The organism is Peribacillus simplex (genome assembly GCF_900156045.1).
Lineage (GTDB): Bacteria > Bacillota > Bacilli > Bacillales > DSM-1321 > Peribacillus > Peribacillus simplex_D.
The window spans coordinates 306,181-327,394 of sequence record NZ_FTMX01000007.1 but is presented as its reverse complement, the minus strand read 5'-3'; the positions used below and the strand labels follow the sequence as shown (position 1 = coordinate 327,394).

At 42.3% G+C, this 21,214-nt stretch carries 18 protein-coding genes and 1 riboswitch; of the genes, 8 read left to right on the top strand and 10 right to left on the bottom strand.

Going from position 1 to position 21,214, the window contains the following annotated elements; all coding sequences use genetic code 11:
- Nucleotides 1–282: 282 nt before the first annotated feature.
- Entirely contained in the window at nt 283–1,158 is an 876-nt protein-coding gene (locus BW986_RS23130; protein ID WP_076371181.1) for a nucleotidyltransferase-like protein, read from the bottom strand.
- 174 nt (nt 1,159–1,332) lie between these two features.
- Here BW986_RS23130 and BW986_RS23125 point away from each other — a divergent pair, with 174 nt between their 5' ends.
- Complete coding sequence (locus BW986_RS23125; protein WP_076371179.1) at nt 1,333–1,686, top strand: YgzB family protein; 354 nt, start codon at nt 1,333–1,335, stop codon at nt 1,684–1,686.
- Nucleotides 1,687–1,785: 99 nt separating this feature from the next.
- Here the strand turns inward: BW986_RS23125 and perR are convergent, their stop codons facing one another.
- From perR to BW986_RS23100, 5 genes are all read right to left on the bottom strand, one after another.
- The gene (perR, locus tag BW986_RS23120; RefSeq protein ID WP_076371177.1) at nt 1,786–2,229 is read right to left on the bottom strand and encodes a peroxide-responsive transcriptional repressor PerR; all 444 of its coding nucleotides are present in this window, start codon (nt 2,227–2,229) and stop codon (nt 1,786–1,788) included.
- 157 nt (nt 2,230–2,386) lie between these two features.
- Nucleotides 2,387–3,331, bottom strand: coding sequence for a D-2-hydroxyacid dehydrogenase (locus BW986_RS23115; protein WP_076371175.1), 945 nt, complete (start codon nt 3,329–3,331; stop codon nt 2,387–2,389).
- A gap of 148 nt (nt 3,332–3,479) precedes the next feature.
- The gene (locus BW986_RS23110; protein WP_076371173.1) at nt 3,480–4,589 is read right to left on the bottom strand and encodes an aminopeptidase; all 1,110 of its coding nucleotides are present in this window, start codon (nt 4,587–4,589) and stop codon (nt 3,480–3,482) included.
- Between the two features lie 11 nt (nt 4,590–4,600).
- Entirely contained in the window at nt 4,601–5,071 is a 471-nt protein-coding gene (gene bcp / locus BW986_RS23105; RefSeq protein WP_076371211.1) for a thioredoxin-dependent thiol peroxidase, read from the bottom strand.
- 62 nt (nt 5,072–5,133) lie between these two features.
- Nucleotides 5,134–5,553, bottom strand: a complete 420-nt coding sequence (locus BW986_RS23100) for a potassium channel family protein (RefSeq protein WP_063234840.1) — start codon at nt 5,551–5,553, stop codon at nt 5,134–5,136.
- A 244-nt stretch (nt 5,554–5,797) separates the two neighbouring features.
- Nucleotides 5,798–5,990, top strand: a riboswitch (cobalamin riboswitch).
- A 145-nt stretch (nt 5,991–6,135) separates the two neighbouring features.
- On the opposite strand from BW986_RS23100, the gene metE reads away from it, so the two are divergent.
- Both metE and BW986_RS23090 read left to right on the top strand, forming a co-directional pair.
- Nucleotides 6,136–8,442, top strand: a complete 2,307-nt coding sequence (gene metE / locus BW986_RS23095; protein WP_179086145.1) for a 5-methyltetrahydropteroyltriglutamate--homocysteine S-methyltransferase — start codon at nt 6,136–6,138, stop codon at nt 8,440–8,442.
- On the top strand, nt 8,439–8,915 hold the full coding sequence (locus tag BW986_RS23090) for an acyl-CoA thioesterase (RefSeq protein WP_076371169.1): 477 nt from the start codon (nt 8,439–8,441) through the stop codon (nt 8,913–8,915). The genes metE and BW986_RS23090 overlap by 4 nt, the downstream gene beginning before the upstream one ends.
- Before the next feature lie 41 nt (nt 8,916–8,956).
- Here the strand turns inward: BW986_RS23090 and BW986_RS23085 are convergent, their stop codons facing one another.
- The 3 genes from BW986_RS23085 to BW986_RS23075 are packed head-to-tail and all read right to left on the bottom strand — an operon-like array spanning nt 8,957 to nt 11,594.
- On the bottom strand, nt 8,957–9,742 hold the full coding sequence (locus tag BW986_RS23085) for an ABC transporter permease (RefSeq protein WP_076371167.1): 786 nt from the start codon (nt 9,740–9,742) through the stop codon (nt 8,957–8,959).
- Nucleotides 9,743–9,746: 4 nt separating this feature from the next.
- On the bottom strand, nt 9,747–10,538 hold the full coding sequence (locus BW986_RS23080) for an ABC transporter permease (protein ID WP_076371165.1): 792 nt from the start codon (nt 10,536–10,538) through the stop codon (nt 9,747–9,749).
- A gap of 48 nt (nt 10,539–10,586) precedes the next feature.
- On the bottom strand, nt 10,587–11,594 hold the full coding sequence (locus BW986_RS23075; RefSeq protein WP_076371163.1) for an ABC transporter ATP-binding protein: 1,008 nt from the start codon (nt 11,592–11,594) through the stop codon (nt 10,587–10,589).
- A gap of 150 nt (nt 11,595–11,744) precedes the next feature.
- On the opposite strand from BW986_RS23075, the gene BW986_RS23070 reads away from it, so the two are divergent.
- The 4 genes from BW986_RS23070 (at nt 11,745) to BW986_RS23055 (ending at nt 19,731) form a co-directional block, all read left to right on the top strand.
- Nucleotides 11,745–12,065 (top strand): hypothetical protein, encoded by a 321-nt coding sequence (locus BW986_RS23070; protein WP_076371161.1) that lies wholly within the window; start codon nt 11,745–11,747, stop codon nt 12,063–12,065.
- 143 nt (nt 12,066–12,208) lie between these two features.
- Nucleotides 12,209–13,498: a glutamate-1-semialdehyde 2,1-aminomutase gene (locus BW986_RS23065; RefSeq protein WP_076371159.1), complete on the top strand. Its 1,290-nt coding sequence runs from the start codon at nt 12,209–12,211 to the stop codon at nt 13,496–13,498.
- Nucleotides 13,499–13,836: 338 nt separating this feature from the next.
- A complete protein-coding gene (locus BW986_RS23060; protein WP_076371157.1) occupies nt 13,837–18,309 on the top strand; it encodes a glutamate synthase-related protein in 4,473 nt (1,490 codons plus the stop codon).
- A gap of 330 nt (nt 18,310–18,639) precedes the next feature.
- Nucleotides 18,640–19,731: an FUSC family protein gene (locus BW986_RS23055; protein ID WP_076371155.1), complete on the top strand. Its 1,092-nt coding sequence runs from the start codon at nt 18,640–18,642 to the stop codon at nt 19,729–19,731.
- A gap of 58 nt (nt 19,732–19,789) precedes the next feature.
- Here the strand turns inward: BW986_RS23055 and BW986_RS23050 are convergent, their stop codons facing one another.
- Nucleotides 19,790–20,248, bottom strand: a complete 459-nt coding sequence (locus BW986_RS23050) for a MarR family winged helix-turn-helix transcriptional regulator (RefSeq protein WP_081395760.1) — start codon at nt 20,246–20,248, stop codon at nt 19,790–19,792.
- Between the two features lie 321 nt (nt 20,249–20,569).
- Between BW986_RS23050 and BW986_RS23045 the strand changes: the two genes are divergently transcribed.
- Nucleotides 20,570–21,208, top strand: a complete 639-nt coding sequence (locus BW986_RS23045; protein ID WP_076371153.1) for a biotin/lipoyl-containing protein — start codon at nt 20,570–20,572, stop codon at nt 21,206–21,208.
- The last annotated feature ends 6 nt before the right edge of the window (nt 21,209–21,214 follow it).

Sequence of the window (21,214 nt, the reverse complement as noted above, 5' to 3'; positions counted from 1 at the left end):
GAAATGTTTGACTTGCTCATTTGCTTTTTTGATAGTGTGTGCTCACTTAAAATTTAACGTTGGCGCTTTGTTTTGTTCAGTTTTCAAAGAGCAATCTCGGTGTCGTTTACTTCGTAAGCGACTTTTACATCTTATCATGTTTTCAACCTTGTTGTCAACATGTTTTTTTATTTTTTTTAAGCTTTATTTGTTTTGATGAAGCTGCGAAAGCTGATGTCCCGCAGCGACATGTATTAATATAACACCTATATTATTAATGGTCAACAATAAAATTGCATTTTTTTAAAAGTTTTTTGATACCCGGTAAAACCGATGATATATCTCGTGACCTTTTGTCTCCGCTTTGATGACCTCGATGACCTTTTTCTCTATCAAATATTCCAATAAAACACCTAGGTCGACTGAATAAAACTTTACTTCCGGATGCTCCATTAGCTCCGCAATCGTCCACGGATCTTCCTTCGTCCCCATTATTTCAACCAAATGCTGTGAACCTGCATTCGTCCTAGAATAAATAAGAAACTCACTCGCAAGGAATAGAAGCTCCAATCTTTTTTCGAGAGTTTCCTCACTGCTGATCAATTCTTTATACAACTTGAATATTTCAGGTTCCATATGCTTCACTTGGTTCCAGACCGTAACCTCTGGATAAAAGCCTTGTTCAATTATTTCCAAACGGGCCAAGTGATGCAAGGAATGAACGATATGGTTGTATGCCTCAAGATGATGGCCTTTTTCAAAGAAGCTTTTCCCATCCATGTACCTGCGAATTAACTTTGCGAATTCCATCCCCATCTTTAACTTCCTTCCATAGAAGGGGAACTCACGGATTTCGGTTTTCAAACGATCCAAATAATCATTCCGGTCAAAAAGGACCTTCCCGTTATATATCCAGTCAACCACTTTGCGGTTCGTGCCTAATAGGAGCCATTCTTTTAACTGGTCTTCCTTTACGATATGCAAGGCTGCCTTTTTATCCTGGTAAGTGTAATGTTTTAAAAACACGGCCTCTTCGGCTTCGTCTGCAATTACAAAAAGGATGTAGTCAAATGTATCGGTGATCGGGCTATTATCATCTCTTTTTTCTATTAACAAGATTCCAAGTGTAGATTTTAAACTTGCTCGCTCTTGATAAATCGGGCGAAGGATATCTTCCATCATAAATTCCTCCAAAACCTTTTTTTTTAGATTTTCGACAAAACTCTTCAAATTCCTGCTTATTCCCTTACCCCAAACTATTTCAATTCAAAAGTAATATGTATCCTTTATTTCTTTTTTGTTCCATCCATTGTTTATGTTATAGTTAAAGTTATATTTTAGGAGGGACAATCCATGGCTAAATATTCTAGCAAAATCAATAAAATACGTACTTTTGCTTTGAGTTTGATTTTCATTGGCTTTATCGTAATGTACCTTGGGCTTTTCTTCAAAACGAATCCTGTTGTCATGACGATTTTCATGGGGCTTGGCCTTTTATTCATCATCGCTAGCACAGGGGTTTATTTTTGGATTGGAATGCTTTCTACAAAATCGATCCAGGTTGTCTGCCCTAATTGCAGCAAACCTACAAAAATACTAGGGCGTGTAGATATTTGCATGCATTGTGAAGAACCATTGACACTTGACAAAAAGTTGGAAGGCGAAGAATTCAACGAAAAATATAACCGAAAAAGCTTGCATGACTAGAGAATTCCGCTAGCTGAATTCTCTTTTAAGAAGTCTTTAACCATTGTATCATTTCTTGATAACATGAAAAAAAGTTCCAACCAAGTGGAGGAACTTTTTTTAATGCGATTCTTTTTTCGCACAATCCGTACAGTCGCCGTAGATTTCCATCCGATGGTGACTAACATTGAAACCGGTGACTTGTGCAGCGAAATGCTCGACTTCATCCAATGCAGGATAATCGAAATCCACAATTTTCCCGCAAGTTTGGCAAATTACATGATAATGATTCGTCGTCACAAAGTCAAACCTTGCTGAAGAATCACCATAAGTAAGTTCTTTTACCAAACCTACCTCACGAAACACACGCAGGTTGTTATAGACTGTTGCCACACTCATATTCGGAAACTTGCCTTCCAGCGCTTTATATATATCATCAGCGGTAGGGTGGGACATGGAGCTTATCAAATACTCAAGTATCGCATGGCGTTGAGGAGTTATTCTTACACCGGTATCTTTTAAGGAATCCAATGCTTCTTTTAACTGAACTTCAGACACCGTCATCCACCTCTTTTTCTCATTAAGTATGAATTCTTAAATTATAATATTTATAAATAGTGTACCTTTTATGCGTTGAATTTGTCAATAATTCAATGGCTTAACCATTCTTTTTTAGTTTATTCCTGAACACATTGAATCTTTACCATTTTTGCATTGAGTTTTAGTATCCCCTAGTTAAGTCGATTACGTTGGTGAAGTCTTTTCCGGATTTTAGGTATTCACGCATGTTTTTTTCGAAAATGGCAAAGGTTCTTGGTAAATATTCTCCGCTTTTACTTGATAGATGGGGCGTGACTGTGACATTTTCCATACTCCAAAACGGATGACCCTTTCCCAAAGGTTCCGGATCAAAAACATCCAAGATGGCATGAGACAATTCCCCGGCATCCAGGGCTTCGATCAACACTTCATCGTTAATCAGATCTCCGCGGCCAATATTCACGAATACTGCAGATTCTTTCATTGCTTTAAAGTGCTCTTTTTCCAGAAGGCCCTTCGTTTCATCCGTACTTGGCAGGACGGATACGATATAATCGGCTCCCGATATGGCTTCCAATAAATTATCCATAGTATAAAGGTGATCGATGGATTCCACTGGCTTCCCGTTTCGGTTCACTCCCATCGTCGTCATCCCAAAGGCTTTCCCAAGACGAGCCACCTCTCCTCCAATTGCACCGACACCAATCACAAGCATAGTCTTGCCATTCAATTCCCCTACTTCAATCTTTCTATCCCACATTTCTTCCTTTTCATTCTTCATAAGCAGTTTCAATTTCTTTTCATATTGCAAAAGCATCCCTATCGTATACTCGGCCATCGGGATTTTATGAATGCCTCTTGCGTTGGTCACCAGGATGCCACGTTCCTCAATGGCTTTAAATGGCATTAATTCCATTCCTGCACTCATGACCATGATCCATTTCAAGTTCGCCGCTTTCCCAATGATTTCTTCAGTTAAGTCTTCACCATATGTAATTAGGATTTCCGCTTCACGAAGCGGCCCATCCGGCCATCCTTTTTGATAACTGAAGTTCAAATCAGGAAACGCTTCCATCATCTTCGTTTGGATGCCTTCATTCGGAATGACAGTCGAAAGTATTAACATGTTTATCTCTCCCTTTTAATTAACATAAAAAAACACGGGCTCTATGTGTCCCGCGCAACTTTCTCTGAGGAGGTATTCCCTTAATAAAGCATATTCAGGTGTCCCCTTTTTGAGTTGGACAAAAGCCTTACCCTTATTAAAAAAGGCTTTATTTTAAAGAATTTGGGTTTAATGCATGTAATTCCGGCAAAATGAAATCGCCATCCCTTCTGATCGGGACGTCGTCAAAATAGATGTCACCACCCCCATATTCAGGACGCTGGATCAAGACCATATCCCAATGTATCGATGAACGGTTTCCATTATCCGCTTCATCATATGCAAGCCCAATAGCCAAGTGCAGACTCCCGCTTATTTTCTCATCGAACAATATATCGTCCATGGGTTCCAATATGTATGGATTGATTCCAATTGCGAACTCCCCGATAAACCGGGACCCTTCATCAATATTCAGAATTTGGTTCATTTCAGAGTAACGATTGGATGTTGCTTTAATGATTTTTCCCTTTTCCAAGTTTAATTCTATGTCACTGAAGGTGATTCCTTCATAGGTTGTGGGTGTGTTGAAGGATATCCTTCCATTGAGACTATCTTTTATGGGCGCCGTAAATACTTCCCCATCCGGTAAGTTCTTTTTTCCGGCACATATGATGGCCGGCATACCTTTAATGGAAAAGGTCAAATCTGTCCCTGGTGAAACGATCCTGACTTTGTCAGTCCGTTCCATCAATTGTTTTAACGGTTTCAAGGCCGCCTCCATTTTCCCGTAATCCATGGTGCATACGTTCAACAGAAAGTCTTGGTACCTGTTGAAGGTCATGCCGGCTTTTTGCGCTGATGCGTTGGTAGGATAATTAAGCAAGACCCAACGTCGGTTGTTTACATAGAAAAGAGTGGGGGAATTCATGGCCTCCCCTTGAAGACGGTGCCTCTCGATGGGAACATCAGTCATTTCCACATCGTTTTCTTCCCCTGTGATGTTGATGACAGCATCGATATCCGTATATTTCTTCAGAGCCCATTGCGAAGATGTGTCAAGTTGTTCCTTCACATTCCCTTGTAACAGGTGGCGGCTTATCTCATCGTCTTCGAGTTCTACATATGGATAAGCACCCACTCTGTATATTTCATCAATCAGCTCTTTCAATAATGGCTTCGTGTTGATATGCCCCCGTATGAGGATTCTCTCTTTTGGCTGTAATTGTATCGAATGATGAATCAGCCTGGCTGCAAGCTTCGTTATTCGCTCATCCTTCATCTGCCTGTCCCTTATTTTTCGAGGTCGCGAAGAGTTTCAAGCGCTTCTTCGACGTGGCCTTTGACTTTTACTTTACGCCATTCTTTGACTACCTTACCAGCCTTATCTATCAGGAAAGTTGAACGTTCAATGCCCATATACTCCTTGCCGAAGTTCTTTTTCAATTGCCATACTGCAAATGATTCAGCCGCTTCATGATTTTCGTCAGCAAGAAGCAGAAAAGGCAATCCATACTTTTCGATGAATTTTTCATGACGTGCTGCTGGATCTGGGCTGATACCAATGATGACAGCGTTCAATTCCTCGAATTGCTCATTATGGTCCCGGAAATCACAGGCCTCCGTCGTGCAACCTGGCGTCATGTCTTTTGGATAAAAATATAAAACAATGTTTTTCCCCTTGAAATCCGATAGGGAAACCATTTCACCATTGTTTGCAGGGAGTTTGAAATCAGGTGCTTTTTCTCCAATTTTTACAGTCATATTGTACCCTCCATTTCTTTCATTATGGTAAGAGTACCCAATAATCGAAAGAAACACAACTTTCATTTATCCCTCCTATCTTTCTGCTCCAGATCGATCACCGTCCGAATCACGAACGCTGCCGGCAGTGTATACCCGATGAAAGCCTGAATGGTAGCTATCATCCTACCCATGCCAATCGGGGCTATATCTCCATACCCTACAGAAAACATCGTCATCGCACTGAAATAAAAAGACGTCTTCAACTGTTCATAGAAAGTGCCATCCAACCGATTGCCCATATCAAGAATCACCGAATGATTCTGAAGCTCGTATAATAAATAAATCAATGCAAATCCAACCAATATCGTCGCATATAAATTGCCAAGCCAAAGCATATCCTCCAGAGAAAACTTCTTTCCTCCCGACTCAACAAGAAATAACGTACGAATGCTCATCACCATGCAAAAAATGATTCCTGCAATCAAGATGTAGAAAGTCATCCCCCACGCCCCATTTCAATACGCCACTCCTTCTATACATACTCCCTGTCCAAACAATATATTCTTTTTTAGGAACAGACCTCATCCTTATCACCCACACACTCAATGAACGGATACTTTCCCGAATCTTTTTTCCAAGTTGACCCTTTTGGCCGGGTATGTTAAGATTGTCTAAATTTTTATAATAATTTTTATTTTATAAATTTTTAGCCTGCAAACAGTTTATAAAGGCAGGTTTTGTGAAATTTCATATGTGGGAATAGGTTCCTAATTTTTAATTAGGATTAAAAGGGAAGTCCGGTGTAATTCCGGCACGGTCCCGCCACTGTAATGGGAGTGTTAGCGCCATCAAATATGCCACTGATCAACGGATCGGGAAGGCCTGCCGCTAATGATAATCCCTAAGTCAGGAGACCTGCCTATTTCGACAACACTGTTTTAACCTACGGGAGATAGGGAGGTGTTAGGGACCTTATAATTGTAAGGGGCATTCTGCATGCCTCTTATTTTAAGCATTTCTAACTTTCTCTTTTGACGGTTAGGGGTGCTTTTTTTATTGTTCAATAAAATGAATGTAGGAGGATGGGAATTTTGAAAAGCAGTAGTTTGGGTTACCCTCGAATCGGGGAAGATCGTGAATGGAAACGTACATTGGAAGCTTACTGGTCCGGTAAAATCGATGAAGCGGAATTTATGGCACAACTAAAAGCAATCCGTTTAGGCAACTTACAAAAACAGAAGCAACAGGGCATTGATATCATTCCTGTCAACGACTTCACTTTCTATGATCAAATGCTCGATATGTCCGTCATGTTCGGTCTTGTTCCTGAACGTTATTCAGACTATGAAGGTGGTTGCGTTCCCCTTTCCGTATATTATTCAATGGCTCGCGGAAACAATGATGAAGTCGCCTCCGAAATGACGAAATGGTTCAATACGAATTATCACTATATTGTCCCTGAATTAAAACTGCCACAGCTGACTTTAACAGAAAATAAACCACTTGCAGCATATCGGGAAGCAAAGGAAAAGCTAGGGATTGATACGAAGCCAGTGTTGATTGGACCTTATACCTTCATCTCCCTTTCCAAAGGCTTCAATAAACAAGAGATCCCCGGCATCATCCTGAGCTTGCTTCCCCTGTACACGCAAATCCTGCGGGAGTTGGAGCAAGAAGGCGTGAAGTGGGTACAAATGGACGAACCTTCTCTTGTTTCATCCATTTCCAAGGATGATATGCAAACTGTTACTTACATCTATGAAAAGCTGAATGAAGCAGCACCAAACCTGAACATCATGCTACAAACTTACTTTGATGCCGTGGAACACTACCAAGAAGTCATCGAATTAAAAGTCCAAGGAATCGGTCTTGATTTTGTTCATGATAAAGGGAAGAATCTCAGTAATCTTGAAGCATTCGGCTTCCCGAAGGACAAAGTGCTTGCTGCAGGTGTGATTGACGGAAAAAACATTTGGCTTTCTGATTTAACGAAAAAAATTCAATTGATCGAGACTCTTAAGAAAAAGGTAGCCGAAGACCAAATCTGGCTTCAGCCCTCTTGTTCCCTGCTTCATGTCCCAGTGACCGTTCGTAATGAATCCGCCCTTTCAAAAGAAGTGAAACAGGCCCTTGCTTTCGCTGATGAGAAACTTGAGGAAATCACACTCTTGGTCAAAGGGAATAATCATGGCTTTGAAGCAATCGCCGAAAAAGTTGATGCCAATAAATTTACGGTTCAAACGTTAGCAAGTTCATATGCACGGAATCATGGGAATGTACAATCGGAAGTCGAAAAGGTTAAAACCATGACCGGTGGCCGTCACACTTCATTTAAAGAGCGTTACCAAAAACAACAGGAATTTTTCAAATTGCCTTTCCTTCCTACGACTACGATCGGTAGCTTTCCGCAGACATTTGAAGTTAAACAAGCACGCGGGAAATTCAAAAGACGCGAATGGTCCACTCAGCAATATGAAACATTCGTTAACGAAGAAATCGGCAGATGGATCGAAATCCAAGAAGAAATCGGTTTGGATGTTCTCGTTCACGGGGAATTCGAACGGACGGATATGGTTGAATACTTCGGCTATAAGTTAGGCGGTTTTGCCTTTCTGGAAAAGGGTTGGGTTCAATCCTATGGATCCCGCTGCGTGAAACCGCCAGTCATCTACGGCGATATCCATTTCATTGAACCGATGACAGTCCGGGAAAGTGTATACGCACAATCACTGACGAAGAAGACGGTAAAGGGAATGCTTACCGGTCCTGTTACGATTTTGAACTGGTCATTTGTCCGTGATGATATTTCCAGGGAGAATGTTTGTTATCAGCTGTCGCTCGCTTTGGAAAAAGAAGTCATTGCATTGGAATCAGCTGGAATTAAAATGATTCAGGTTGATGAACCCGCACTTAGAGAAGGTCTGCCATTGAAAAAAAGCGATCGCGACGAGTATTTGAACTGGGCTGTGAATTCATTCTTGATATCCACATCAAGCGTTGAGGATACAACCCAAATTCATACGCATATGTGCTATTGCGACTTCAACAGTTTCATGGATGTCATCTCCTCACTCGATGCCGATGTTATTTCCATCGAAACATCCCGTAGCCATGGGGAGCTTGCTTCCGCATTCGAGGAAAAAACATATGAAAAGGGCATTGGCCTGGGTGTGTATGATATTCACAGCCCGCGTGTGCCGGCAGTGGAAGAAATGGTCGATATGATTGAACGGGGCATCAAGGTATTGGATAAAGACCAGTTTTGGATCAACCCCGATTGCGGCCTGAAAACAAGGGGTATCCCGGAAACCGTCGCTTCCCTGAAAAACATGGTCCAAGCAGCAAAAATCGTCCGTGAAAACCTTTTAGCCAAACCAAAAGGCCAATGATTGAAAAGAACGTAGCCCATCCAACACAGCAGTCACGGACTTTTTTAACCGACCTTGTTTTTCCACCGGATACAAATCATCACAATACCATCTTTGGCGGAAAAGTAATGGCCTATGTTGATAAAATAGCCTGCATTTCAGCTATGCGCCATTGTCGAAAACCCGTTGTGACTGCTTCAAGCGACTCTTTTGATTTTTTGGCCCCCATCAAGACAGGGGATGCGATCAACCTTGAAGCTTATGTCACCTGTGCTCATCGCACATCAATGGAGGTATTCGTGAAAGTGGAGCGTGAGAACCTATTAACAGGTGAAAAACAGCTTACGGCACGGGCTTTTTTAACGATGCTGGCCATTGATGAAGACGGTAAGCCTTCAAACGTACCTCAGGTCATTCCGGAAACGGAAGAGGAAAAGCAGCAATATGTTGAAGCACAAGCAAGATATATTGAAAGAAAGCAAAAACGGAACTAAACAAAAACCCCTTCAACATGAATGCTGTTGAAGGGGTTTTTTTAGTTCCCTGCCCCACGGTACCTCTTCACTCCCTGATTCCATATGAAAACGGATATCACGAAAAAGGCAACCCCGATTACAGGTGTGGCAAATGCATATGCATACCACTCTTCTTTTCTTAGGAAATAAGATGCCGGATAGACACCAACAAACGCGAATGGCAGCACCCATGTAAGGACAAAACGGATGACCTTATTATAAATATCAACTGGATAGCGCCCGTAGTTCCCGATATTGTACATCATTGGCATGATGGATGTTTTCGCATCCGACCAGAACCCAATGCTTGCTATCGCAACGAATATGGCTGCATAAGCAAGGGCCCCTCCCATTGCAAAAATGATGAAAAGAATCGGGTCATACCACGCAAGCTGAAGATCCAATGAAATCCCCGAATAAAAGATAATGATCAAACCGGTCACAACACCAAATAACGCTTCTAGCTCGATTCTTTCTAAAATGACTTGAAACAAGCTATGTATCGGCCTTGTTAATATCCGATCCATTTCACCTTTGACGATATAGCGGTCATTAAAATCCCAGATGTTGAAAAAGGCAGAAAAAAGGGCAAATGGGATAAGGAAGAATCCATAAATGAATATGATTTCTTCACGGCTCCAGCCGCTTAAAAATTGGGTATGCCCAAAAACGACTAAGATAAATACCAGATTCACGACCTGATTCAGCAGGTCAGATAGGATTTCCATGAAGAAATCGGCTCTATATTGCAATCTGGTTTTCATATATTGACTCACATATTGAAAAAACATCGATACATAAAACATCCCGTCAACCTCCTTGAATAATCAGCTGTTTTTTTGCGACTATCCATAAAAGCTGAATCGGCATTATGAGAATGATGCACCAAATTAACTGTTGTAAAAGCGCCATGCCAATTTCGCCTGAACTGTACCCGTTCGTAAAAATCATGCTTGGTACATAGCTGATCCCTTGAAAGGGTAAATATTTCATCACTTCCTGCGCCCATCCCGGGTAGAAACTGATGGGCAGCAGCAGACCGGAAAATAAATCAATGATAACCCTTTTAGCCCGGATCAATCCGGCATTATTATATAAGAAAAAGGTAGTGATACCCGTCAATAAGTTAATTTGTGTATTGATGATGAAGCTGAACAGCAAGGAAATGCCGAACATCCCCCACGTAGCCGGCTCGTGCGGCAATTCTATAGGAAAAATGAAAGCTACCAGCAGCATTCCTGGAATCGAGAAGAAGAAGAAACGAAATATCCCTTCCCCAAGGCCTTGCATCGTTTTCATGCCTAAATAGTTATAAGGCCGGATCATTTCAATGGCGACCTTGCCGTCTTTAATTTCAGTAGCGATTTCGCGGTCAATATTATTGAAATAAAAAGCGCGCGCCATCCATGCAACCGCGACGTAGGTTGTCATCTGCATCCCTGAAAGTCCTTCGATGGAGCTTTTTTCTCCATATATCGCATTCCATAAGAAATAATAGGCACCGATATTGATGCTATAAATTAAAATGCCGGTGTAATAATCCGTTCGATACGCAAGCATCATCAAAAAACGCATGCGGATCATTGCAAGATACTTTCCCATGGCCCTCCCCCTTCTTGATAGACACGTTGTTTCTTAATGATAAGAGAGTCAGACTGTGCCTTCTTCGTAAATGTTGCGAACAATCTCTTCAATGGACGTTTCATGGATTTTGATGTCCTTTATTTTAAAATGAGCTACAACAGCCGAAACAAGCTGTGAAATATGATCACTTTCTTCTTTCAACAAGGCAATGTATGTTTGATTTTTCTCATCATAAACCCAGTTAGCAGTAAATGGGATCGCCAATGATTGCAATTCCTTCAATGCGATCGGCTCGATGAATTGAAAATGGATCTGTTTTTCCTCAGCCCAGTTATCTTTCAAACTCTGTAATTCCCCATCATAAATGATCTGTCCTTCATCAAGCATGATTACGCGCTCACATAATGCTTCAATGTCACCTAAATCATGGGTAGTCAAAAGGATCGTCGTATTATATTTCTCATTGATTTCTTTCAGGAACTCACGAATCTTCATTTTCACGAGTACATCAAGTCCAATCGTCGGCTCATCCAGGAACAGCAAAGGCGGATTGTGGATCAAGGCTGCCGCAAGCTCGCAGCGCATTCGCTGACCAAGTGAAAGTTTACGCACTGGCTTGTCCAGCAAAGGTCCGATATCGAGCGTCTTGATGACATGTTCCATATGATCGTCATATTGTTCATCCGTTACCTTATAGACCTTTTTCAGCAGCCTAAAGGATTCTTGAACTGCAATATCCCACCAAAGCTGTGAGCGCTGACCGAATACGACTCCGATTGTCTGAGTGAACTTTTCCCTTTCTTTATGTGGATTCATTCCATTGACCGTGATTTCACCTGCTGTCGGTTCCAAAATACCTGTCAGCATTTTGATCGTGGTCGATTTCCCTGCACCATTTTCCCCTATATAAGCTACCATCTCACCCTTTTTTACAGTAAAATTGATATCATTGACGGCAGGGACGATCTTATAATTTCTGGTAAGTAAATCCCGGAAGGCACCCTTTAGCCCTGTACGGCTTGATGCCGACTTAAATTCCTTCCGAAGCTGTTTCACTTGAATTGCATCACTCATCCTGTTACATCCTCCGTAATCTCTTGTCCTAATGAATTAGTTTATCCAACCTAACCTTTTTAGACAATAAAAATGCTTGGATGCCAAATACCATTTTCAGGGCGAAATGATCGTTGTATCAGATACATATATAAAGGAGACGAGTATGCTATGAATATCAAAAAATTATTACTATCCCAAATTGAAAAGGTCGTTTGCGACCTTCGATATGACTTCCTTTATGAAGATGAGTACGGTGAATTATTATGCCAGGTCATCCAAAGGGATTCCAGCGGGTCGATCGAAAGCACACCCATCAGTTTCCATCTTTGCATTAATGAAGAGAAAGGAACCGGTCATCTAATCTATTACCAAGCCCAGGGCGAAATGAACCGCCAATCATTCGACATCGAAAACCCTGACACCATCTTGGCCATTCTTACTTTCATAACCGGAGTTTTGGGAACCGGCCCCATTTCGCAAACAAAATGATGGCCCTGAATCCTGATGTTCTAGGGTTGCAGCGCTTCCACCAGGGAACTAATCACATTTCCTAGCCTTCGACCCCAGATTTACGGACGGAAAAGTGCTATGATTAAGAGGAAATATGTTTATATTTTTAGGAGGTTTTAAGATTGGATTTTAGTAATTCGGAGCTTTTACATAAAGAGGCATTGGAACATATCGTTGGCGGGGTTAACAGTCCCTCCCGTTCTTACAAAGCTGTAGGCGGCGGTTCACCGGTTGCGATGGACCATGCCAAAGGTGCTTATTTCTGGGATGTGGATGGCAATAAATATATCGATTATTTAGCTGCATATGGCCCGATCATCACAGGTCATGCGCATCCACATATTACGGAGGCTATCGTTAAAGCTGCAGAAACGGGCGTTTTATACGGCACACCGACAAAACATGAAGTCAAATTTGCCAAAATGTTGAAAGAGGCCATACCATCCATGGATAAAGTCCGCTTCACCAATTCAGGAACCGAGTCCGTCATGTCCACCATCCGCGTTGCCCGCGCATACACAGGACGGGATAAGATCATCAAGTTTGCAGGCTGTTACCATGGACACTCCGACCTTGTTCTTGTTGCTGCAGGTTCCGGCCCGTCCACTTTAGGTACACCTGACTCTGCCGGCGTTCCAAAAAGCATTGCACAAGAAGTCATCACGGTACCTTTCAATGATATTGAGTCATTTAAAGAAGCACTGGATAAATGGGGCACTGAAATTGCAGGCGTGCTGGTAGAACCTATCGTCGGCAACTTTGGAATCGTGGAACCAAGCCCTGGCTTCTTGGAAGAAGTCATTTCATTATCTCACCAAGCCGGATCACTCGTCATTTTCGACGAGGTCATCACAGCGTTCCGCTTCATGTATGGAGGGGCACAGGACTACTTGGGAATTCAACCCGATTTGACCGCGCTTGGAAAAATCATCGGGGGCGGGCTGCCTATTGGTGCCTATGGCGGTAAAAAAGAGATCATGGATTCTGTCGCGCCGCTGGGACCTGCCTATCAAGCAGGTACGATGGCTGGAAATCCTGCTTCCATGCTTTCCGGGATAGCTTGCTTAGAAGTACTTAAAGAAGAGGGTCTGTACGAAGAACTTGACCGGCTGGGAAAAATCCTTGAAGAAGGTATCCTGAAAGCGGCCCGCCAATATAATGTTCCGATCACCATCAACCGCCTTAAAGGGGCATTGACGATCTATTTCACCACTGAAAAGATTGAAAACTATGAGCAGGCGGAAAATACGGATGGCGAAATGTTCGCTAAGTTCTTCAAACTCATGCTCAACCAGGGAATCAATTTGGCACCGTCCAAATACGAAGCCTGGTTCTTGACAATCGCCCACACGGATGACGATATCGCTTATACTCTAAAAGCGGTTGAACATGCATTCAAAAACCTAATATAATAAATCGAATCAGCATAATTATGCATTTTTTATACACCCTCAGGATGTACATCAATCTTGGGGGTTTCTTTTTTTTCTGTAATAAATCTTTAATATTGGCATTTGTGGCCACTTCCCACATAAATCCCATCATTCACAGCATCCATCCCATTGTATAAAAAATTGATTTCTGAATATTTAAATGATATGATATGAATACATTTATATACATTTATACACTTTCTTTCAATCTATCAAAACTTGGACTATTGTTCGGGTTTACTAATATTTCCCCATTAAACACATGCTACAGGAGGTGAAAGGCAGAGAATAAGGGTAACCTTATTCAAGCCACATTTATGGCCCAACAATGGACACCTGCTACATTTAAAGAGTTTCACAAGGAAGAACATGATGCCTGCGGTATCGTTTCCTGCATCGAAAAAAAGAAAATCCCTACTAACGAAAACATCTTTGCCTGTATCGACGCCCTGGTTAAAATGAACCATCGCTGCGGCTTCATCAATGGTGAGGGCGATGGCGCCGGCATCCATATCGATATTCCCCGGGCTCTTTGGAAAAAGAAGCTTGAAGCGGTAAATGTCGATTCAAGCATCGTCGATCAAGATTCCTTCATAGTCGGCCATTTATTTTTAAGCAAAAAAACGGAAGCTAATGACTTAAAAATCGAAGTCAAGGAGAAACTGCTACAGCATGGTCTCTCGTTGATATTCGAAACGGATAAAGCCTACCGTTCCGAAGCATTGGGACCGATTGCCATCCAAGAAGACCCAATGTTCTGGCAATTCGCCTGTTCCTCCACCATCAATAATAACCAGGAGCTCTCAAATGTCCTTTTTGAATTGACTTCCGACATCGAAAAAAGTGATTTCATCCATGTTGCATCTTTAAGCCAGCATCATGCGGTATACAAAGTGATGGGTGCGGGGGATACGCTCCCTGCCTATTATCTTGATCTTGCAGACCCTTTGGCTGCCTCCACCATGACACTGGGACATAATCGTTTTTCAACTAATACTCTCTCAAGCTTCTTCCGGGTCCAGCCTTTCAGTGTACTTGGTCATAATGGCGAAATCAATACCATCGCCAAATTGCGTGATGAAGCGAAAATGATCGGAGTTCCCATCGCTAAAGATGGAAGCGACTCACAGGATTTAAACAAGACGATCGAGACTTTCATCTGCCGTCATGGCTACTCTTTATTTGAAGCTGTCGATCTTATGTTTCCGCCAATCATCAATGAAATCAAGGAATATCCCGAGCACTTACAAGACTTATATACGTATTTAAGGGAAGCATGGGGTCATTTTGCACAAGGTCCGGCAGGCATCATCTCCCGTTTCGGCGATGAAGCCGTGTTCTCTGTCGACTCTTTAGGCTTGCGCCCACTATGGAATATTGAAACGGAATCATCCTATATGTTCACTTCCGAACCAGGAATCATCCCTTCCAGTGAATATACCGGTGATCCGAAACCGATGGGTCCAGGGGAAAAAATCGGGTTGAAATGGAACGGCGACCGTATTGAATTGTACACATACAAGGATTACCAGGATAAAGTATTTGAACTCTTCAATGATCGTTTCGTCCTTTCCAATGACCGAGTCCGCTTACAGCCCCAAGTTTTTGAAAAGGTTATCTCCATGACAAACACGCAAGCCATTCATAATGGTCAGTATAAAGCCTTTGGGTGGGAAAGGGAACATGTACAATTAGTGGAACAGATGGCCGAAAAAGGCGCTGAGCCCATTCGTTCACTTGGTCACGATGCGCCACTGGCAGCACTTAATCCCCAACGGACCAACATCGCTGATTTCATCAAGGAAAGTGTGGCCGTTGTAACTAACCCAGCGATTGACCGTGACCGGGAAACCGAGCACTTCTCAACAAGAACCATCATCGGAAAACGCCCTTCCCTATTCGAAGCGAATAAGGCAGGAAATGTCACGGAGCTGCTGACTCCCTTATTGATTGAAGGATCAACGGGTTATGAGAGTTCGTCAATCGTATCGCAGCCAAGCTATGATCAGTTCATTAAATATTACCAAGATCAAAAACTCGTGCACTTCATTTCAAGCACGTTCAATGAGGCTGAAAACATCACGGATGCCTTGACCAGGATAACGGATGAAAGTGTCAATGCAGTGGATGAAGGAAAAACACTGCTCGTTCTGGATGATGCCCTTGCCCATCAAAAAGGCAACCTTTGGCTTGATCCCCACCTTGTCACTTCAGCCGTCGACCAAGCGTTGGTCCGCACAGGCAAGCGCCGTGATTGTTCCATCCTTTTACGTTCAGCATCGCTAAGGTCACTGCATGATATCATCGTTTCTTATGGTCTTGGGGCCAACTTAATCAGCCCCTATTATATGTTCCTTTCCTTATCTTCAGATGACATCAAGGGGATTACCAATCTATATAACTCCTTGACGAAAGGGCTTGAAAAAGTCATCTCGACCATTGGCATTCATGAGCTGCGCGGCTATGGAAGACTTTTCTCAAGCATCGGTTTACATGAGGAAATCGCGAAATATTTAAATGTGGCTAACTTCTTTGGATCCAATGATCTGGACTATAATTTTGATAAAATCAAGGCAGATGCCATCCAGCGGGCGGAAGATTACGGCAATGAAAAAGAACGGATGGGTAAGACCTTCCATCTTTTCCCTAGAATTTGGAAATCAATTGGAGAGGTTGCTTCAACCGGGGACTATGATGCTTATCGCGAAAAGATCACCGAACAGGAAGAATCCAATCCTACGACGATCCGCCACTTGACATCATTAAAAACTTCAGATGCTTCCATCCCTTCTGAAGAAGTCAGTCTTTCGGTCGGCGAACAGGAATTGCCGTTCGTCATAGCATCCATGTCCTTTGGATCACAAAATGAGATTGCTTTCCGGGCCTATGCGGAAGCTGCCGAGAGGTTAGGCATGATCAGCATGAATGGTGAAGGCGGAGAGATAAAGGATATGCTGGGCAAGTACCCGAAATCCCGCGGACAGCAAATCGCTTCCGGCCGTTTCGGTGTCAACGCAGAGCTCTTGAACTCTTCAAATCTATTGGAAATTAAAATTGGGCAAGGGGCAAAACCTGGTGAAGGCGGTCACCTTCCCGGTTCCAAGGTCACAGCGAAAATCGCAGAAGCCCGAAATGCAACAATCGGTTCCGATTTGATCTCCCCTTCCAATAACCATGATATATACTCAATTGAAGATTTGGCGCAAATGATCCATGAGCTAAAAACGGCAAATGACAAAGCAAAAGTTGCCGTCAAAGTACCAGTCGTTCCAAACATTGGTACGATTGCTGTCGGCGTTGCAAAAGCGGGGGCCGATATCATAACGCTGTCTGGTTTTGATGGCGGAACGGGTGCTGCCAGGATCCATGCACTTGCACATGTCGGTCTACCAGTTGAGATTGGTGTAAAAGCGGCCCATAATGCACTGCTTGAGTCAGGTATCCGACAGAATGTTGAAATTTGGGCTGACGGTGGGTTAAAAAGCTCGATGGATGTATTGAAGGTAATGCTGCTTGGTGCAAACCGTGTAGGTTTCGGGACCCTATCGATGATTGCCGTCGGCTGTACAACATGCCGCGGATGTCACCTTGATACTTGCCATGTGGGAATCGCCACCCAAATTGAATCGGAAGCACAGGCGAAAGAACATGGGCTGCGCCGTTTTGTTCCACGAAAATTTGATTTAGCCGTTCAAGGATTAACGAACATGTTCAGTGCATTTGCAAAAGAACTCAAATCTTTGACCGGATCACTTGGGGTGAAGAATCTTCAGGATATCGTCGGACGTTCCGATTTGCTACAGCAAGTTAAAGGTCAACAATCATTGGATTTAACCTATTTATTGAAAAACCTGGATATAACACCGTTCTCCCATAAAGAAACGGCGGCATATTTGAATGAAGGCTCCATGCAGGTAGCCGTTGGCGCTGAATATCTTGATTCGCATGTAGATGATCTGCAGCAATCCCGAAGTTATAGCTCGATCACTTCCGAGCAGCGTGTACTCGGCAGCAGGGTGTCCTGTCACCGCGTTAGGGGCAGATTGGATGGATCATACAAAAAACTTCCTCCCGTTCACCTATCCTACCAGGATGGTTCCATCCCGGGTAATGGACTTGGGGCATACAATACGGAGGGAATTTCAATCAGCGTGAATGGCGGTGCCCAGGATGGCATTGGCAAAACATCGATTGGCGGTAATATTGCCATCTTTAAATCTCGAGGAAAAGATGGGAAGTTCTACAATGGCTCCGTCGGTAAAGGCTTTGGTTACGGTGCACAGCATGGTCTCCTCATTGCCCAAGGCGATGCCGATGCCAGGGCGGGAATCCGGCTTTCCGGAGCTGATATGATCATTGGGGGATTATTGAAACAACCGCTTCCTGAAAAGGAAAACGGTAATATTGCAGTAACTTCCAATATTAAGGGATTCGCTTTTGAATACATGACAAATGGAAGAGGTTTAGTTCTGGGTGATCCTGGTCCATGGATTTGCGCAGGGATGACAGGCGGTGTCGTTTATTTACGGCAACAGCCCGAATCTGGATTAACCAAAGAGGTCATTAAGAAACGGGTTGCGAAAGGGGCAAAGATTTCCATTGAGCCCCTTTCCACAAAAGGCCAGCAGGATGTGGCCGAACTTATGGGCAAATACACGGCCCTCTTGAAAGATCATGGCCAACCCGAAGAAGCGGCCTCTTTAGAGACACTGCTTCAAAATCCTGAACAGCACTTCCTTCAGGTCGTTCCAGTTAAAGAACAGGCGGATCCTGCCGTATCCACTGAGTGATGCCGAAAATATATTAGTAAAGGCTGATGCTTTTCAATTCGAGCATCAGCCTTTTCCTATCATATACCTCTTGGAGGGCCTTCAAACTATGGAAAAACACAGTTGAAAGCAATCAAGAAATTGCCTATCGTTTCTTTATATATTAAACTTGATTTTAGCTATTGTAACTCTTAGGAAAATCCTGTATATTACTTTTTGTTTACATCTTCTTATTTTAGTGTAAAGTACTAACAAATAAGTTAGAATACAACTTTAAGCATAAGCCTATATATAAATAGAGCCTTTTCTTACCACGATCCATTACAACACAAAGAAAGGATTAACCCATATATGAAGTTTGGTGCCCGCATTCTCAAAACAGGAATAGCAATTGTTTTAGCGCTTTATCTATCGGAACTGCTTAATCTTCCTGCTCCTGTCCTTTCTGGGATTGCTGCAATTTTTGCAATACAGCCGACCATATACCGTTCATATCAAACGGTGCTGGAGCAAATTCAAGGAAATATCATCGGCGCATTGGTTGCTGTCTCCTTCGTTCTGTTGTTCGGAAATGATATTTTTATAATCGGTCTTGCCGTAATGGTTGTCATAACCATCAATTTAAAACTGAAAATGGATAAAACGATTGTCCTTTCCATCGTGACGGTCATTGCCATCATGGAAAGCCAGGACGGGGACTTCCTGAATTTTGCCTTTATTCGTCTCTCATCCGTTTTGCTTGGAATCGTTTCTTCGTTCATCGTGAATCTGGTTTTCATTCCTCCAAAGTACGAAGCAAAGCTTTATACACGCATTACAGATGTAACGGAAGACATCTTGAAATGGATCAGAATCAGCACAAGGCATGCTACAGAACACACTTTATTGAAAAAAGACATCAGCAGATTGAAGGCGGAGTTACTCGATCTGGAACATATCTATTCCATGTACAAAGAGGAACGGGAATATTTCAAAAAGAACAGTGTAGCTAAAGCAAGAAAGCTTGTCGTTTATCGGCAGATGATCATAACGACAAAAAAAGCGTTTGAAACCTTGAAGAGAGTCCATAAATTCGAGAATGAAGTATATCAAATGCCTGAAGATTTCCAACGGAGCATCTTACAGCAGCTTGATTCATTGATCCGCAAGCATGAACAGTTGATATTACTTCATATCGAAAAAATCAAGTCCATCGAGGAGATTGAAGATTGGGACCAGGATTGTTTAAGTCGTAAAGAGCTGCTCGCCCACTTTTTCGAACAGCAAAATCAAGTGGACGAAATGCATGATAATCTGGGCCATCTCTCTGCTCGCCTTGTTCCATTGATTTCTGCAGTCATAGAATATGACGAACAATTGGAACATCTTGAAAAGCTGATCGTCAGCTTCCAGTCCTTCCATAAGGAAGATAACGAATTATCTGTCCAGTATGTAGAAGATTAAAAAAAGACGGTTCCCGGGAACCGTCTTTTTTCGTCTCTATTTCGAGCAGGCCCCTCATTCAATCATCCAAAAGGTTCTTATCAGCAGCCTTTTCAATCGTATCCAATTTCTGCAAAAGATCCTGCAGCTCATCTTCTGAGAATGAGTTGAAGTTCTTGCCCATCAATTGGTTATGATCCGCAAGGACTCTCCCCAAAATCGCTTCCCCTGCCTCTTTCAATTCAAGATTGATGACTCTGCGATCCTTTTCAGAGGGCTGCCGTTTCACATAATCCATTTCGACCAACTTATCTACAAATACGGTAATCGCACTTGGCTTTACTGTTAAGAAGTCAGCCAGCTTGGTCGATTTGATCGACCCCTCTTTTTTCAATATCAATAATATGAAAAACTGCGGCGACGTTAATCCATAAGGCTGAAGATTTTTTGCTACGATGGCCCTAAGCTTCTTCCTAATCCGAAAAATCTGCATTTCTATACTATTAGTTACTTCCCATTTAAATTCCAGCCTTCTCACTCCTTATATAGGACAATCCTACCTCTTAAATTTAATTAAATGACATTCCGTTGTCAAATTAACTTTCCATATATCCTTAAAAATAAAAAAAATTCAAATTTTCACCACTTCCCTGTATTTATTTCCCACTATTTTTCCGAATAAATTACATGACAAAAAATAATTAAACTGGTAAACTCTTTACTTATAATATTAATACTTACGAAAATTAATATTTATTAAAATTAATAAATAAACATTAGAATAGGAGGCGGTATCATTTCTAGCTAATGAACGTTAATCAAAGGGAATACATCATCAATATTTTTGGAGGCGAAACAAGTGAATAGAGGACGTTTAGTTTTAATCAATGTCATTGGTTTGGTTATTATAGTAGCGGTATTAGCCGGTGGGGCTTATTACTATTATGAAAGCACGAATTTCATTAAAACGGATGAAGCGAAAGTGTCGGGAGAGCTATATACCATCGTTGCCCCCGCTGCCGGTAAATTAGCAGATTGGGACTTACACGAAGGAGACAATGTAAGTAAGAATGACCAAGTTGCCAATGTAACCACCTTAGATGGAAAAGAAGCAGTAAAAACAGCAGCACAAGGTACAATCGTTAAAACACAAGTGCATGATGAGCAGCTTGTTCAAGCGGGTCAAACGCTAGCTCAGACCATCAATATGGATGATCTGTCCATAACGGCTAATATTGAGGAAAATAAATTGAAGGATATCGAAAAAGGTGACAGCGTCGATATTATCATCGACGGAGATCCCGATACTGTTTTCGAAGGTACATTGGAACAGATCGGTTATGCCACAACATCTGTCTTTTCAGTGATGGGCAATCAAAACAGCAGCGGAAACTATACGAAAGTCACTCAAAAAGTACCAGTTAAAATTTCCATCAAAGCACCATCCGATAAAGTTCTGCCTGGAATGAACGCAGAAGTGAAAATTTCAACTAAATAAACCGGC

Excerpts from the sequence above, each read along its gene's own strand:
- BW986_RS23130 (WP_076371181.1), bottom strand. The coding sequence starts at position 1,158 with ATGGAAGATATCCTTCGCCCGATTTATCAAGAGCGAGCAAGTTTAAAA.
- BW986_RS23125 (WP_076371179.1), top strand. The coding sequence starts at position 1,333 with ATGGCTAAATATTCTAGCAAAATCAATAAAATACGTACTTTTGCTTTG.
- perR (WP_076371177.1), bottom strand. The coding sequence starts at position 2,229 with ATGACGGTGTCTGAAGTTCAGTTAAAAGAAGCATTGGATTCCTTAAAA.
- BW986_RS23115 (WP_076371175.1), bottom strand. The coding sequence starts at position 3,331 with ATGTTAATACTTTCGACTGTCATTCCGAATGAAGGCATCCAAACGAAG.
- BW986_RS23110 (WP_076371173.1), bottom strand. The coding sequence starts at position 4,589 with ATGAAGGATGAGCGAATAACGAAGCTTGCAGCCAGGCTGATTCATCAT.
- bcp (WP_076371211.1), bottom strand. The coding sequence starts at position 5,071 with ATGACTGTAAAAATTGGAGAAAAAGCACCTGATTTCAAACTCCCTGCA.
- BW986_RS23100 (WP_063234840.1), bottom strand. The coding sequence starts at position 5,553 with ATGACTTTCTACATCTTGATTGCAGGAATCATTTTTTGCATGGTGATG.
- metE (WP_179086145.1), top strand. The coding sequence starts at position 6,136 with ATGGGAATTTTGAAAAGCAGTAGTTTGGGTTACCCTCGAATCGGGGAA.
- BW986_RS23090 (WP_076371169.1), top strand. The coding sequence starts at position 8,439 with ATGATTGAAAAGAACGTAGCCCATCCAACACAGCAGTCACGGACTTTT.
- BW986_RS23085 (WP_076371167.1), bottom strand. The coding sequence starts at position 9,742 with ATGTTTTATGTATCGATGTTTTTTCAATATGTGAGTCAATATATGAAA.
- BW986_RS23080 (WP_076371165.1), bottom strand. The coding sequence starts at position 10,538 with ATGGGAAAGTATCTTGCAATGATCCGCATGCGTTTTTTGATGATGCTT.
- BW986_RS23075 (WP_076371163.1), bottom strand. The coding sequence starts at position 11,594 with ATGAGTGATGCAATTCAAGTGAAACAGCTTCGGAAGGAATTTAAGTCG.
- BW986_RS23070 (WP_076371161.1), top strand. The coding sequence starts at position 11,745 with ATGAATATCAAAAAATTATTACTATCCCAAATTGAAAAGGTCGTTTGC.
- BW986_RS23060 (WP_076371157.1), top strand. The coding sequence starts at position 13,837 with ATGGCCCAACAATGGACACCTGCTACATTTAAAGAGTTTCACAAGGAA.
- BW986_RS23055 (WP_076371155.1), top strand. The coding sequence starts at position 18,640 with ATGAAGTTTGGTGCCCGCATTCTCAAAACAGGAATAGCAATTGTTTTA.